This window comes from Glutamicibacter sp. FBE19, from assembly GCF_015524875.1.
GTDB lineage: Bacteria > Actinomycetota > Actinomycetes > Actinomycetales > Micrococcaceae > Glutamicibacter > Glutamicibacter halophytocola.
Genome location: NZ_JACKQN010000009.1, coordinates 1 through 14,614 on the forward strand (window position 1 = coordinate 1; position 14,614 = coordinate 14,614).

General features: G+C 56.3%; 14 protein-coding genes. 7 read left to right on the forward strand and 7 right to left on the reverse strand.

Going from position 1 to position 14,614, the window contains the following annotated elements; genetic code table 11:
• From H6F58_RS18000 to H6F58_RS13595, 3 genes are all read left to right on the forward strand, one after another.
• The coding region (locus H6F58_RS18000) for an LPXTG cell wall anchor domain-containing protein (protein WP_206693702.1) at positions 1–254 on the forward strand (254 nt) is incomplete at its 5' end.
• A 117-nt stretch (positions 255–371) separates the two neighbouring features.
• Positions 372–1,127 carry a DUF5819 family protein gene (locus H6F58_RS13590; RefSeq protein WP_146276095.1) on the forward strand — a complete coding sequence of 252 codons (756 nt, stop codon included), beginning with the start codon at positions 372–374 and terminating at the stop codon, positions 1,125–1,127.
• On the forward strand, positions 1,118–2,191 hold the full coding sequence (locus H6F58_RS13595; protein WP_195181958.1) for an HTTM domain-containing protein: 1,074 nt from the start codon (positions 1,118–1,120) through the stop codon (positions 2,189–2,191). The genes H6F58_RS13590 and H6F58_RS13595 overlap by 10 nt, the downstream gene beginning before the upstream one ends.
• 81 nt (positions 2,192–2,272) lie before the next feature.
• Here H6F58_RS13595 and H6F58_RS13600 read toward each other — a convergent pair whose 3' ends face one another.
• The 3 genes from H6F58_RS13600 to H6F58_RS13610 form a co-directional block, all read right to left on the reverse strand.
• On the reverse strand, positions 2,273–3,655 hold the full coding sequence (locus tag H6F58_RS13600; RefSeq protein ID WP_060702483.1) for an NAD-dependent succinate-semialdehyde dehydrogenase: 1,383 nt from the start codon (positions 3,653–3,655) through the stop codon (positions 2,273–2,275).
• Positions 3,656–3,926: 271 nt separating this feature from the next.
• Entirely contained in the window at positions 3,927–4,973 is a 1,047-nt protein-coding gene (gene mgrA / locus H6F58_RS13605; RefSeq protein WP_244652609.1) for an L-glyceraldehyde 3-phosphate reductase, read from the reverse strand.
• A gap of 332 nt (positions 4,974–5,305) precedes the next feature.
• Positions 5,306–5,443 carry a hypothetical protein gene (locus tag H6F58_RS13610; RefSeq protein WP_171919718.1) on the reverse strand — a complete coding sequence of 46 codons (138 nt, stop codon included), beginning with the start codon at positions 5,441–5,443 and terminating at the stop codon, positions 5,306–5,308.
• Positions 5,444–5,601: 158 nt separating this feature from the next.
• On the opposite strand from H6F58_RS13610, the gene H6F58_RS13615 reads away from it, so the two are divergent.
• Complete coding sequence (locus tag H6F58_RS13615; protein ID WP_195181959.1) at positions 5,602–6,387, forward strand: alpha/beta hydrolase; 786 nt, start codon at positions 5,602–5,604, stop codon at positions 6,385–6,387.
• Positions 6,384–8,954 (forward strand): ATP-dependent helicase HrpB, encoded by a 2,571-nt coding sequence (gene hrpB, locus H6F58_RS13620; protein WP_195181960.1) that lies wholly within the window; start codon positions 6,384–6,386, stop codon positions 8,952–8,954. Before H6F58_RS13615 ends, hrpB begins: the two co-directional genes overlap by 4 nt.
• Positions 8,955–9,021: 67 nt before the next feature.
• On the opposite strand, the gene H6F58_RS13625 is transcribed toward hrpB, so the two are convergent.
• Together H6F58_RS13625 and H6F58_RS13630 are read right to left on the reverse strand one after the other, a co-directional pair.
• On the reverse strand, positions 9,022–10,254 hold the full coding sequence (locus tag H6F58_RS13625) for an acyl-CoA dehydrogenase family protein (RefSeq protein WP_195181961.1): 1,233 nt from the start codon (positions 10,252–10,254) through the stop codon (positions 9,022–9,024).
• Positions 10,255–10,352: 98 nt separating this feature from the next.
• Positions 10,353–11,042 carry a TetR family transcriptional regulator gene (locus H6F58_RS13630; RefSeq protein ID WP_195181962.1) on the reverse strand — a complete coding sequence of 230 codons (690 nt, stop codon included), beginning with the start codon at positions 11,040–11,042 and terminating at the stop codon, positions 10,353–10,355.
• Between the two features lie 159 nt (positions 11,043–11,201).
• Here H6F58_RS13630 and H6F58_RS13635 point away from each other — a divergent pair, with 159 nt between their 5' ends.
• Both H6F58_RS13635 and H6F58_RS13640 read left to right on the forward strand, forming a co-directional pair.
• Complete coding sequence (locus tag H6F58_RS13635) at positions 11,202–11,633, forward strand: hypothetical protein (protein ID WP_084793264.1); 432 nt, start codon at positions 11,202–11,204, stop codon at positions 11,631–11,633.
• Between the two features lie 104 nt (positions 11,634–11,737).
• On the forward strand, positions 11,738–11,920 hold the full coding sequence (locus H6F58_RS13640; protein ID WP_060702478.1) for a hypothetical protein: 183 nt from the start codon (positions 11,738–11,740) through the stop codon (positions 11,918–11,920).
• Positions 11,921–12,008: 88 nt separating this feature from the next.
• Here the strand turns inward: H6F58_RS13640 and H6F58_RS13645 are convergent, their stop codons facing one another.
• Positions 12,009–13,454 carry a DHA2 family efflux MFS transporter permease subunit gene (locus H6F58_RS13645; RefSeq protein WP_146276083.1) on the reverse strand — a complete coding sequence of 482 codons (1,446 nt, stop codon included), beginning with the start codon at positions 13,452–13,454 and terminating at the stop codon, positions 12,009–12,011.
• A 61-nt stretch (positions 13,455–13,515) separates the two neighbouring features.
• Positions 13,516–14,514 carry a PhzF family phenazine biosynthesis protein gene (locus tag H6F58_RS13650; protein ID WP_244652604.1) on the reverse strand — a complete coding sequence of 333 codons (999 nt, stop codon included), beginning with the start codon at positions 14,512–14,514 and terminating at the stop codon, positions 13,516–13,518.
• Between the last annotated feature and the right edge of the window lie 100 nt (positions 14,515–14,614).

Below are 14,614 nucleotides of genomic sequence, written 5' to 3' on the forward strand. Positions count from 1 at the left end.
ACACTGACGCAAACACGGATGCGAACACTGACGCAAACACGGATGCGAACACTGATGCAAACGGTAGCGCCAATGCCGCGGACAACTCGGATGCAAATTCCGATGACTCTAAGGAACCACAAAAGGACAATTCCAAGAATGGTGGCCTTGCGGACACCGGTTCTAACGGAGCGCTCTGGATTGGTGCGGGTGCACTCGCACTTGTCCTCATCGGAGCTGGTGTGACTGTGATCGCTCGAAAGCGTTCAGCTTAGTCAATAGCAAGTGGTAGTTAGAAGTAGGAGGGGCATCAATTGATGCCCCTCCCATTTCGCGTTCAAGTCGTGATTGCAATTATTCACGGGCATTGAGGGATCGGAGACAATAGCCTGATGAGGCAACATAAAACTAGGCCCAAACTGTTCACGGTGTTGGTGCTTTTAATTGCAGGTGCGGCAGCATTGGGGCATATTGGTGCGACATTGGCCTTCACTGGACCTTCCACGCCAATTAAGTCGTCATTGCAACCTGGATTGAATCGTTATTTTCTTGGGCCGCTAGATCAAGGGTGGAGCCTTTTTGCTCCCGGTCCGTATTCGCAAGATGAATACTTTACGATGCGTGCTTGCCTATCGAGTCCGGAAATTTGCGCACAAGGAAGCAAGAAAGGCGCGAAATTCACGGAATGGCGCGACGTCACCGCTGAGGAGATGAAAAGCCGCGCCGGTAACATGTTCGCTAACCGTGAGTCCAAACAGTCAAAGTCGATACATGGAAGGCTTTGGAGTGCCGCATCGGATTTGAGTACAAGCGCACGTGAACAAATCGCAAAACCGTTTATTCAAGGGACTCCAGTATTCGGAGTGGATCTCAGTTCGTCACAGGCGAGGAAAGAATACTCAGCTACAGAATTGAGTAATCTTCGAGCTTACAAGCGAATGGAGGACACGGCCGTCGGCTTCGCATCTCTTTATGCGATTGAGCAGTGGGGTGGAGCGTCAATGGTTGAAATTAAACTCAGGCGTGAACCAATCGTTCCTTTCGCTCAACGAAACAACGATGAAGCTAAAACGAAATCTCGTGAAACGTATATCGGATGGCGAGATACCAAAGAATTCAGTAAAGCGGCGGTGTCGGCATGGAGCTAAATCAGGAGACGGTCAATGCTCCGTCTATCCGAAACTGGATGGTAAAAAATAGAGATTTTGGTTCGAAATTTCTCGCCGCGCTCTACAGCTGGTTTACCGTAAACCGCCATGCGGCATATGGTTTGGCCGTTATGCGCATGGCATCAGGCCTTTTTATCTTGGGCTGGTTAGTAGTAAATGTTCCCGTCGCCTCCAAGATTTGGGGTCCAGGGTCGGAATATCTAGAACCATACCGCTCGGTACTTGGATACAAGTGGCCGTTAGATATTCTGCGTGATGCTGGACTTGGCTTCTTCGTCTTTTGGTATGTGGTTGCCGTAGTTTTAGCGATCGCCTTTGTAATCGGATGGAAGACGCGTTTTGTCACTCCACTCTTTTTCATTTTCTACACGGCCATAAATGCTCAAAACACACCTGTTTCTGACGGTGGAAACTACTTCATCCGAATCATGCTGATTTATCTGATCTTTGCAGATCTATCGAAGCATTGGTCGGTCGATTCTTGGATGCGTAAGCGCGCTGCAAAAAGTAAAAAAGAATTCGAAGCCGTTACGGTGCTTCATAATCTAGCGTTGTGCCTAGTAGTGGCTCAGCTTTGTATGGTCTATTTAGAAGCCGGTCTATACAAAGTTCAGGGTAGTTTGTGGCAGAACGGCACCGCCATGTATTACCCGGTCAATTCTGAAGCTTATGGTGTCTTTCCTTGGCTCAGCGACCTCATCACTGCGAACTCTTGGGTAGTTGCGCTGATTACCTACGTAACTGTGGTGGCACAAATTGCGTTCCCATTCATGCTGTTCCATAAGATCAGCAGGAGGATTGCGCTGATCGTGATTCTTGGGATGCATATCGGTATCGCCGTCGTTATGGGGCTCCCGTTCTTCTCGGGCATCATGGCATCTGCGGACGCCGTCCTTGTCTCCAGCGGCACTTGGTTAACTATTCAGGGATGGCTAGCCACACAATGGCGTGAAAAGTTCCTTCGTAGGAATCCATCTGAAGGTACCTCAGAACCAGAAGATGAATTTACCGACAGGCCGGAAAAGGCATCTTCGACCGCTTAAACGAATAAGTCGGGGCGAACCATGCAAGCTCATGGTTCGCCCCGAGTTTCATGGGCACATTGGCGGCTGCCAATGCATGAATTACTCGCCCACGTAGAACAGGCGCTTGTTTACGAACTCATCCATGCCCAGTGGGCCGAGCTCGCGTCCGAAGCCAGATCGCTTCACACCACCGAACGGCATTTCAGCACCTTCAGCTGCGGCGATGTTGACATTGCTCATGCCAACCTGCAGCTTCTGGGCGACTTTGGCAGCGCGTTCTGCATCGGTGGAGTGCACTGAACCGCCCAGGCCGTAGATGGTGTCGTTAGCGAGGTCCGCAGCTTCCTCGTCGCTGGCTACCTTGTAGACCACGGCTACTGGGCCGAAGAGCTCTTCGTAGAAGGCCCGCATCTCCTTGGTGACACCGGTCAGCACGGCAGGGGAGTAGTAGGCCGCAGGACCATCGTGCAGCACGCCACCGGCGTGCAGGGTCGCTCCCTTGGAGACTGCATCCTGCACCTGGGCGTGGAGGTCCTCGGCTGCCTTGCGCGACGACATCGGCGCGAAGGTCCCTTCCAGCTCTGCCATTGGATCCCCGGCCTCCAGGCCTTCTGCGCGCTTGGTCAGCTCGGCGACGAAGTCGTCATAGATGTCTTCCATGACGATCATGCGCTTGTTCGAGTTACAGGCCTGGCCCGTGTTATCGATGCGGAATCCCCACGCGGTGTCAACGATGCCAGGCACGTCATCCGAATCCAGGACAACGAATGGATCCGAGCCGCCAAGTTCCAGCACGGCCTTCTTCAGGTTCCGGCCCGCTTGCTCGCCGATGATGGCGCCTGCGCGCTCCGAACCGGTCAAGGAAACGCCCTGGATGCGGGAATCAGCGATGATGGTGGAGATCTGGTCGTGCGTTGCGAAGACGTTGTTGTAGACGCCTGCCGGGACACCGGCCTCGTCCATGATTTCCTGAATGGCCAATGCCGAACGCGGGCAGGACTCGGCGTGTTTCAGGATGATGGTATTGCCCAGCATCAGGTTTGGCGCCGCGAAGCGCGCTACCTGGTAGAGAGGGAAATTCCACGGCATGATGCCTAGAAGGGCGCCAACCGGAAGCTTCTGTACGACGGCCTTGCCGCCGGAGAACGACTTGATTTCCTGGTCCGCAGCCAAGGAAGGTCCCTCGGTGGCAAAGTACTCGAAGATGTCCTTGCAGTATTCTGCCTCGCCGACTGCCTCGGAGAGCGGCTTGCCCATTTCAGTGGTCATGATTTTGCCAAGCTCTTCAGCGCGCTCGGCGAAGAGGGCTGCAACCTTGGAAACGATCTTCGCGCGCTCGGTGATGTCAACATTCTGCCATGACTCGTAGGCAGACTGGGCCGAGCTCAGGGCCTGCTCGACTTGCTCGTCGGTGGCGGCGGCGAATTCTTCAATAACTTCACCGGTGGCCGGGTTCAAGACCTTGTAGGTTGGGGCGCTCATCAATGCTCCTGTCGTTTGTGCAGATTGGTCAGCGTAAGCCTGTTCCTTGACGCTATCGAACTTAACACAATAAATGAATGTAATTCACTTCATTGCGCGTCTACGTCGAGCTTATCCCCAGAATTGCGTTTGAGCCAGTATGCAGAAGCAATATTCATCGGCGGAAAACAGGCCACGCATCCAAGCAAAAGCAAAGCCATGGTCTCCCCAAGTGAACACGGGGAAACCACGGCTTTTGAGATGAACTCACAAGGGAGCTCTCCGGGTGTCGCTAGCTGATGGCTGAGGCGCGCCACCAATCGATTCCGGCATCTCCTTGCGCGATATCGGCAATCTTCGATAGCTCTGTCTCGCTGAATTCCAGGTTGTTCAAAGCACCCAAATTTTCGTCCAGCTGCTTGGTGGAAGAAGCGCCAATGAGCACCGAAGTTGCCGCGCCGTCACGAAGCAGCCATGCCAAAGCCATCTGTGCCAAGGATTGGCCGCGCTGCTGGGCCACCTCGTTCAGGCTTCGGACCTTGGTCATATTCTCTTCTGTCAGTTGGCTTTCAAGTGAGCGGCGACCTCCTTGGCGCTCAACATCAGTGGTCGACAGGTACTTGTCGGTCAGCAAGCCCTGGGCCAATGGAGTGAACGCAATGGTCCCCATGCGTTCTTTCTCCAAAGTTTGCAGCAAGCCATGTTCAACCCAAGGGTTGAGGATGTTGTAGGAAGGTTGGTGAATGACCAGCGGAGTCCCCAGATCATTGGCGATGGCCTTGGCCTCGGCGGTGCGTTCTGCAGAGTAGGAAGAAATGCCAACATAGGTGGCCTTGCCTTGGCGCACCAGGGTATCCAGAGCGCCTATGGTCTCCTCCAGTGGCGTCTTGGGATCAAAGCGATGCGAGTAGAAGATATCCACATAATCCAAGCCCATTTTTTCTAGCGACGCATCGCACGATGCAAGCAAATACTTGCGAGAACCGAAGGTTCCGTACGGGCCCGGCCACATGTCGTAGCCGGCCTTGGAAGAAATCACCAATTCATTTCGGTAAGGCTTGAAGTCCTTGCGCATCATGCGCCCAAAGTTCTCTTCGGCAGAACCCGCAGGTGGACCGTAATTGTTGGCCAGGTCGAAGTGGTTGATGCCGTTGTCAAACGCATGGCGGAGAATTTCTCGCTGGCTGTCGAAGGGCCGGTTGTCTCCGAAGTTCCACCATAATCCCAAGGACAACGGGGGCAGCCGCAAGCCTGAATCGCCAACGCGGCGGTAGCCGTAGTGTTCGTAGCGATCCGCCGCTGCAGTGTAGGGGCGGTGCAATTCCTTGATGGATGACATTCGTTCGTATTCCACGAGACACCTTTCTACCAGCAGCAATGCTGGCTGGGTGGAGGGCAAAGGGCTTCCACCTCAGAATATGCCAGACGGCGACTCGTCCAACATGTTGCCGGGACAAATCTGCTATGTGCGTAACGTTGCGGCAACGGCGTGGATGGGAATCTGATCAGAAGAAATTAAATGAAGAACCGATCCGTCAGGCCAAGGAGGTAACGCCTGCGCGGATCGGTTCTTCTAGATCACTCGCACCTTGAGAAGGTATTAACCACACTAGGAGCCGAGTCTTGAAACAAGCTGAGTGCGACGTGTGTGGTCACCTAGGAAGTTGATGCCTAGTAATTCGACGGTGGGTCAGAAGCAGGGAAGGATTCATCTTCCCACTCTTCGACAAGCTCTTCGTCATGCTGGTCATGAAGCTTTTTCTCTTCGTCGGGATCTACCGGCTGCCCGTTGGCTGATTGTGCATTCATGATCTTCCCCCTTTTGATTTTGGTCCAGACCACTTTTGTTGGCGGTGGCCTTTTCGCGTACATTCAGTCTTCACCTATTAATTGGCGTTGTCGATAGGTTTGGGGCAACTCAGATTTCCCCTTCCCCATGGATAGGGGATTTAATCGAAAGCATGCCGATGATCAATAATCCTGTCGATGGTTCCAACATCTTTTTTGACGATGACGGAGCAGACGGGGAACCAATTCTCTTCCTGCACGGCTCAGCTTTATCCCGCTCCATTTGGCGCGGTCTGGGCTACACCAAGGAACTTGGCGCAGACCATCGGACCATCCGCATGGATTTACGCGGTCACGGCAAATCAGCCAAGTCGCATGACGTCGCCGACTACACCATGGACAAGGTCGTCAGCGACATCCAAGCAGTCTTGCGCCATCTGGGCCTTGAACGGGTGCATATTGTTGGGTACTCGTTTGGTGCGCGTACCGGTCTGCACTTGGCCATGAATCATCCGGAGCAAGTGATCTCATTGATCATGCTCGGCGGCACTTTTGAAATCACCCCTGGCGAAATCGGCCAACTCTTCTTTCCCGGATATCTGGAAGTGTTGCGCCGTGGAGATATCGAAGGGTTCGTCAGCGGCCAGGAGACCGGCGGAAAATTGGATCCTGCAACCAGGCTGGCTTTCAAAGCAAATGATCCGCTAGCCTTGGCCGCGTACTACGAGGCCGCCGAGACGCTCCAGAATATTGCTCTTGCAGACTTGGCCAAAATCGGGATCCCAACCTTGCTGCTGATCGGCACGCGTGATCAGCCTCGATTTGACCAGAACAAGATTATGGTTCGCACGTTGCCCAACGCTCGAATGGTGGCCTTGCCGGGACGAACGCATGGCAGCACCCTGTACCCAATCGAGCCAGTCATCACCGCCATCCGCTCCTTCTGGTCCGGGCGCCAGGCATGAGCGGCAGTTCTTTTGATCTAGAGCGGGTCGCCCGCGGGCTTGCGTTCGGGCCCATTCGAGATGACCTGCACAGCGCGCTCCTTTCGGATCCTTCTGGCCCCCTGATAATTCAAGCGCCGCCGGGATCGGGCAAAACCACCGTTGTCCCGCCGACGGTGAGCAATGCACTGCGGGAAGCCGGGCTGACTGGAAAAATAATCGTTACCCAGCCACGCCGCGTGGCAGCCCGCGCCGCTGCCCGAAGGCTTGCCCACTTGGATGGGTCAGTGCTCGGCGAGCACGTCGGTTTTGCGGTTCGCGGAGAACGCAAGAGTTCCGCAACTACCCAGGTGGAATTTGTCACCGCGGGTTTGATGCTGCGCCGTTTGCTGGACGATCCGGATTTGTCTGGGGTCAGTGCCGTCGTCATTGATGAAGTTCACGAACGGTCCATCGACACCGATCTGCTGCTGGCAATGGTCAAGCAAGTCAATGAACTTCGAGATGATCTCTGCCTTGTCCTGATGAGCGCGACGCTGCACGCCCAGGAACTTGCCGATTTCCTTTCGACTGAAAAACCAGCGAGGGTGTTCAGCGCCCAAACCGCGCAGTTCGATGTCGAGGAGATTTTCGAGAGCTACTCATCAACCAGAGTCACTGAATTCGGTATCAAAGATGACTACTTGCGGCATGTCGCGGCCGTTAGCGTACAGCATTCGGCGAGAGCCAATGCTGCCAGCAAGCATCCGGTGGACACCTTGGTGTTTGTGCCGGGCGTGCGTGAAGTCGAGCGCGTCTGCGCCCAGATTTCAGCCAATGGTGTCACCGCATTGGCACTGCATTCGCAAATCTCGTCGGCCGAGCAAGACGCGATTTTGAATGAACCTGAGGCAGGCAGCTCGCCGCGAATTATTGTTTCAACTTCCATTGCCGAATCCTCGCTGACAGTACCTCGGGTCCACCTCGTGGTCGACGCTGGCTACGCCAGGGAACCGCGTCGGGATACGTCCCGCGGAATGTCCGGGCTTGTCACCGTCGTAGCAAGTCGGGCCACAGCCACCCAGCGTGCTGGCCGTGCTGGCCGATTGGGACCCGGCCAAGTCGTGCGCACCCTTGACCCCAAGTCGTTTGCCGCGGCACCAGCCTATTCCACCCCGGAAATCCGCACCGGTGATCTGGTTCCGGCTGGTCTTGCCCTGGCAGCGTGGGGAACGCCCCGCGGAGAGGGCCTGGAGCTGTGGGAGGTTCCCCCTGCCGCGGCCATGGGCAGCGACGAGCTGGTGCTCAAAAGCCTTGGCGCTGTTGACAATTCGGGACGCATTACCTCGATGGGCGAGCAAATGGTCAAGATCCCCACCGATCCCAGGGCAGCGCGAGCCTTGCTGGAGGGCGCGCCCTTGTTCGGCTCGCTGCCGGCGGCCGAAGCAGTGGCATTGCTGGCCAGCTCCGAGCGCATCGCCAGCGCAGATCTGCAAGAACTGCTGGTCTCGATTCGAAGGGCATCCCATTCGGGCCACAGAGCCTGGAAACATGAAGCAGCGCGCATGCAACGGCTGGCAGAGGTGAAGGCTCGCGGCAAGCAAGGACAACCTGCGCCAGCCACTGCTTCGTCGGCCGAGGCATTATCAGCCATCAGCGCACTGGCCTACCCGCAATGGGTTGCCCGCAAAGTTGGGCACGATGAGTACCTGCTCGCTTCTGGAACGAGGGCTGTTCTTCCTCGGGGGAGCCACTTGGCACATGAGGAGTATTTGGCCGTGGTCGAAGTGGCGCGGACCGGGACCAGGGCAACGATCAGGCGAGCGACGGGTATCGAGCTGTCTACGGTCCTTGAATTGCTTCCGCAAATGCGCGAGAGCAAGGAAACAGCCGAATTCATCGACGGCAAAATCAGTGCTCGCAAGGTAGAACGATTCGGCGCCATTGAACTTTCCGCGCGTCCCATCAAAGCAACCGAGGAATTGGGAATGCAGGCGGTCCAGTTCGCTGTGCAAGAGCAGGGGCTGGCGTTTTTCGGTGAGCAGGAGGGTTTTGATGCCCTGCGCCGCCGCATGGCAGTGGCCTACCGGTTGCTTGGCGAACCGTTCTGCGCGGTTGATGATGAGTCCCTGATAGCGCGGGCCGATGAATGGCTGCAACCTATCCTGCGCCAGATATCTCATGGCAAGAACGCTGCCAAAGCCGATGTGCATTCGGCCTTGCGCACCCTGCTTCCATGGGAGCATGCGCACGATTTTGATTCGTTGGTGCCGCAACGCCTGGAAGTGCCCTCAGGGTCCAAGATTCGTATCTCCTATCCACCTGTGGGCGAGAGCGGTCCGGCTGTGGTGGCCGTCAAGCTTCAAGAGTGTTTTGGCCTGGACCAATCTCCGCGGCTGGTGCACGAGAAGCTGCCGGTGCAGTTCCACCTGCTGTCCCCAGGGGGCCACCCGCTGGCAGTTACCGAAGACATTGCCAGCTTCTTCAATGGCCCCTACGCTCAAGTTCGTTCTGAAATGCGTGGACGCTATCCGAAGCATCCCTGGCCGGAAAATCCTTGGGGACATGTTGCCACGGCGAAAACGAAGAATCGGCTCAACGGGCAATAGCCGCACAAAGATGTCGGGCTGCTGACACGGACAGCACCCCGACATCTTGCCAGCGACCCTGGATCGCTTAGGCGAAGGCGGAGAACCCCGTGATGTCGCGTCCCATGATCAGGGCCTGGACCGTCTCGGTTCCTTCATAGGTGTGAATAGCTTCCACGTCAGCAAAGTGGCGGGCGACGCGGTTGCTGGTGAGAATTCCGTTGCCTCCCAGCAGGTCGCGGGCATTGGAAGCAATGGCTCGTGCCGTGCGAGTGGCCGTGTACTTGGCCAGCGAGGCCTGTGGCCCGGTGAGCTCACCGTCGGTCTCGCGCTTGGTCGCTTGCATTGCCAATACCTGAATAGTTGCAAGTTCGGACTGCATGCGTGCCAAGCGCTCCTGGACAATCTGGCTGGCAGCCAACGGACGGCCGAACTGCACTCGCTGTTTTGCGTAGTTCACCGCTGACTCGTAGCAAGCGGTGGCATGGCCTACAGCTGACCACGCGACACCGAGACGCGTAGCGAACAGAACTCGGGAGGTGTCCTTGAAGCTGGTGGCATCCGGCAGCACGTCTTCGTCGGGGACGAAAACATTCTCCATGCGGATATGCGCCTGCCAGATAGCACGCAGCGACAGCTTGTTTTGGATGGTGGTGGCGTTGTACCCCTCGGCGTCCTGATGGACGGCAAAACCGCGAACCTTGCCCTCATCGTCACGAGCCCAAACGATGGAGATGCCGCCGATGGAGCCGTTGCCAATCCATTTCTTTTCACCGCTGATCCGGTAGCCGCCCTCGACTTTTGTCGCACGAGTTTCCAATGACACCGAGTCAGACCCGTGGGTTGGCTCGGTCAGCGCAAAGGCGCCCGGCAGGTCGCCGGACAGCATCGGCATGGCGTACTTTTGGATCTGTTCCTCATTGCCGCAGAAGAGCACCGAGCGCAGCGCCAACCCGCCCTGCACGCCAACGATGGTGGCCACGGAACCATCGCCGCGTGCCATTTCCATGTTGACCAGTCCGGCTGCCAGTGGACTCATTTTTTCGTGGGAGTCCAGATTCATTCCGTCACGCAGCAGGTCCGCTTCGCCGAGCTTCTTGATCAGATGCAGGGGGTAGTCGGCCTTGTCCCAATATTCGTGAATGTCCTTTTTGACTTCTTCTACGACGAACTTGCGTGCCTTGGCGCGCCAGGCGAGGTCTGCAGCATTAATATCGGCAAAGATTCCGGTGGGGTCAATATTGACGTCTTCTGCCCACAGATCGTACTCCGGTTCAACAACTCCGGCGGGAAATTCCAAACCGGTCGACTTCTCTGTCATCTCAGGCGCTCCAAATTGGCTAGAGTGAAAACTTTTAACTCCAGCCTAATGGAACGCAGTGTCATGTCAAGAAACTACGTCTCAGGTTCTGTGGTTTATTATTTGCTGTGTTCTTTCAGCGCCGCCGAAACTGCCTTCAGAATGGATTGCTCGTCGGAACCTGGATCAATCACTGAAACAATGACTGTAGGCGTTGGGGAAGCGGCAGTGGTGCCCGTATTTTCGCCACCCAGCAGGTCTGCAAAGCGTTCAAGGAATAACCGAACATCATGTGCCAGCTTGCTTCGGTCGGTGCTGGCTGGATCCTTGATCCAGGTGCGCAGGTGATCATTGTGGATGGCCACCAGGCCGGCGCTAACTCCGAGGCACAAGGATTTTTCCGATGCGGTGTTGGCCAATTCGCGACGGACCAGAAAATCGTAGAATGCGCGCTCGTACCGATGAGTTGAAACGAGCTCTCGTTCTCGTAGCGATGGGACCGAGGAAAGCAGCCTGTGCCGAAGCCGAGCACCCTCGGGGTTGACAGTGTACTGATCAAAGACGACATGAGCCGCGTCAATCAAAGTCGAGATCGCGTCGACAGATGATGCCGCCAGCGTCGTCTGAACGTGGGTGATGATCATTTCTTGATCGGCAAAGACCATGTTCTCTTTTGAGCCGAATCGGCGGAAGAACGTGGAACGCGAGATCCCCGCAGCTGCTGCCAGCTCATCGACGCTGGTGGTGTCGAAGCCTTGAGAAATGAGCAGATCAAGTGCGGCCGGTGGTACAGCGGAAGAAGCGATCATGATTCACGAATTTAGCACGATTCTCAATCCCTGATTCTTGAAGGCTGCCAAGCGCGCCGCTGAAATGATTGTGAACTCCCACAGCCATGACTACGCTGAACAGCAAGGGCGTTCTTTTCCAGAACGCGTATTTACTATTGGAAAGAAAAGTGAGGGCCCATGGGAATCTCGATCGCAAACGCCGCACTCCGATTAGTCAGCGGCGCATTCATTCTCAACAGCGGCATTAACAAGCTGCGCATTGATGAAGCCAGCGCGGCCGGGTTGCAGCAAATGGCGTCCAACGGTGTACCGCAGATGGCAGAACTGGAACCTGCAGTCTTCGGCAAGATCCTATCCGTTTCGGAAATTTCGCTGGGCAGTGCACTGCTTTTGCCATTGGTTCCTTCGCGCTTGGCAGGAATCGGTCTGGGTGCCTTCTCCGCAGTGCTGTTGTCGTCTTATCTGCGCACTCCGGGAATGACCGAATCTGATGGCGTACGTCCAACTGCTGATGGCACCGCCTTGGCCAAGGATGTGTGGCTAGCCGGTATCGCCGTGGCTTTGATTTTTGGCCGTCGGGCAGCAAAGAAGATCAAAAAAGAAAAGTAATTTTTGCGCCGTTGCCCAGTCCGGTGCACAGGCGGAAGTAGATTGTTTCTGAAGACTGAGGTTTTCAGGGTTCAAATTTGGATGACAAGCTAAGAGGAGAACCAATGGGTTTCTTAGATGATGCAAAGAAGAAGCTGGGCGAAGCAGTCGAGAACGCCAAGGAGTTCGCCGGCGACGCCACCGAAAACATCAAGGACTTTGCCGCTGATGCGCAGGAGAAAATCGGCGAGAAGGTCGATGAGTTCAAGAATGGCGACAGCAACGATGGTCCTTCAGACCAAGCATAAATAACTGGCAAGAGAACCCCGGATCGACAATGGAATTCCACTGGCAATCCGGGGTTCTCTTGTATCCAGAACAGCAACGAAAGTGTTGTCAGGACTTCTTGCCGGGGCTCAAGAAAGCCACCACAATCACGGCAGCTACGGCAGCGAACCCGGGCAGCAGCAGTGCTTGGCCCAAACCTACCGAGGTTGCTTCCATCAGTGTTGCAGGATCCTTGGAAGAAGCCTTTTCGATCTGTGCTTGCACGCGCGAATCCATCATCACGGCGATCAGCGCCGAACCGAGCACGGAACCGATCTGGCGAGTGGTGTTATAGATACCGGATCCGGCCCCGGCATCACGCGGAGTCAGGTCTCGGGTAGCTGCCAGCGAAAGCGAAGGCCAGATCATGGCCGAGCCAACGCCCTGCACGGCTGATGGAATCAGCAGGGTCCACAGGGCGATGTCTGCGTGCATCATGTAGGCGTAAACCACGGTTGCTCCGCCAAAGAGCAGGAAGCCTGGTACTGCCAGAATTCTCGGACTGAGCTTGTTGACCATCTTGCCCAGGCGAGGTGCGATGAAAATGCCCACCACTGCCATTGGCGAAATCATCAGCGCCGATTCCGTAGGAGATAATCCGCGGACGTTCTGCAAGAAGAACACCATCGGCAGGCTGATCGTTGCGATGGTCAGGCCCATGAACGCGATGGCCACATTGGAAAGCGAAAAATTGCGTACCAAGAACAAGCGCAACGGAACCAGCGGTTCAGACTTCGTCTTGCCCTGCCACCAAACGAACACGGCCAGCAGCAGTACGCCGGCGATGATCAAGTGCCACGAAGAAACCGGGCCAATGAATGGTTCCCAACCGGTCGAGTCGCCTTCCTGGATGCCAAAGACCAGGCAGAACATCGCTACTGCTGACAGGGCAACTCCGATCCAGTCGAAGGAGTGCGCCTGAGGTTCCAAGCGCGGAACAAATTTGAAAACCATCACCAAGCTGAGAACTGCGATGGGCAGATTGATGAAGAAGATCCATTCCCAGCCCACCGAGTCCACCAGCAGGCCGCCGGCAATCGGGCCAATCAGTGAAGCGATCCCGGCTACTGCACCCCACAACCCCATGGCTGCGCCTCGGTGCTGGTACGGGAACAAGCGGGTAATCATGGTCATCGCCTGGGGCGAGATCATCGAGGCGCCCAGTCCCTGGACTGCGCGGGCGGCAATCAGCGATCCAAGGGAATCCGAGAGGCCGCACCAGAGCGAGGCGAGGGAGAAGATGGCCATGCCGATGAGGTAGATGTTGCGCGGGCCAAACCGGTCGCCCAAGCGGCCGGTGACCAGCAGCGGTACGGCGAAGGTGAGCAGATAGGCGCTATTGACCCAGAGGATGCCAGAGATATCTGCATCAAGCGAGGCCATGATGGATGGCATGGCCGTGGACACAATGGTGGTGTCCAGGAGGATCATGAAGAACCCGATGACTAGTGCCCAGAGGGCACGCCAAGCGGCTTTCTTATCAAAGTCAGTGGTGGGATTCGCAGTTTCAGGCACTGGACAAGGCTAGTACCTGATTGGCGGAAGTGGAATGGATAGTGAGCCTATGAACGGATAATCAGTCGAAACTCACATTGCCGGAAATGCGGGTTTCAACATCTCCGCTGACCCAGACACCTTTTTCCGTGGCTTCGATATGCAAGATGGCGCTGCGGCCAACGCGGGTTCCCTGGCGCACGGTATAGCGTTGCGGGGCGTACCCGGATTGGGTCAGCCAGATTCCAAAAGCCGCATTGAGCGAGCCGGTAGCAGGGTCCTCTGACACCGCTTCGCCAGCGACGAAGGCTCGCACCTCGAAGTCGGCTGGCGGTTGCATCACCACGGAACCGAAGCGCTCTTCGGAACGCTCCAGGTCCGAGGAATCCAAGGGGCGCAATTCTTCCCGCGTTCCCGAGACACGGGGCAAAACCGAACCTCGCGGCTGCCACACGCCATGGGCCACGCTGGAAGCCGTATAGGGGCCGATGACGCCAACCTCCAGTCCCTGAAGCGCCTCGTAGTCTGGTTCGATGCCCAGAACAACGTCTGCGTCACGCAGGACCAAGCCAGCAGGATGCGGGCCGTTGACCAGCCATTGGTGGTCAACCACGTCATCTTCGTGGATGCCGAGTCCGCTGATAGCCCACTGGAGGACATCTGGCTCCAGCGGACCGGTGCGCGTCAGCGGGGGAGCGAGGAACGCCAGCCGGCGGGAATGGCTGTCGGTGCATTCGCGTTCGACCCGAACCGGAATGAGCCCTGCCCCGCATTCCTGGATCAAATGTCCGGCAGGTCCCGGCGCCCCACCGGATTCCAGCCATGCATGGGCGGCACCAAGTGTCGGGTGTCCGGCAAAGGACAGCTCCGTGCTCGGCGTGAAAATGCGGATGGCATAGTCGGCCTCTTCATGGGATGGCTCGACGAAGAATACGGTCTCGGACAAATTCATCCACTGGGCGAAGTGCTGCATCTGATCATCAGTCAGGCTGTCAGCGTTGAATACGACTCCGAGCCCATTGCCGTTGAACGCAGTGGGCGCAAAAACATCAACCTGCTGATAAGCAAATGTTCGGCTCATACTTAGCATGGTGGCACATTAACCATCAGGTTGATCGGGTGTTACGTGAAGGGACACATAAAACGTCATTAACCTCTCCCGCGCTTGCTGGCCAGCGCGA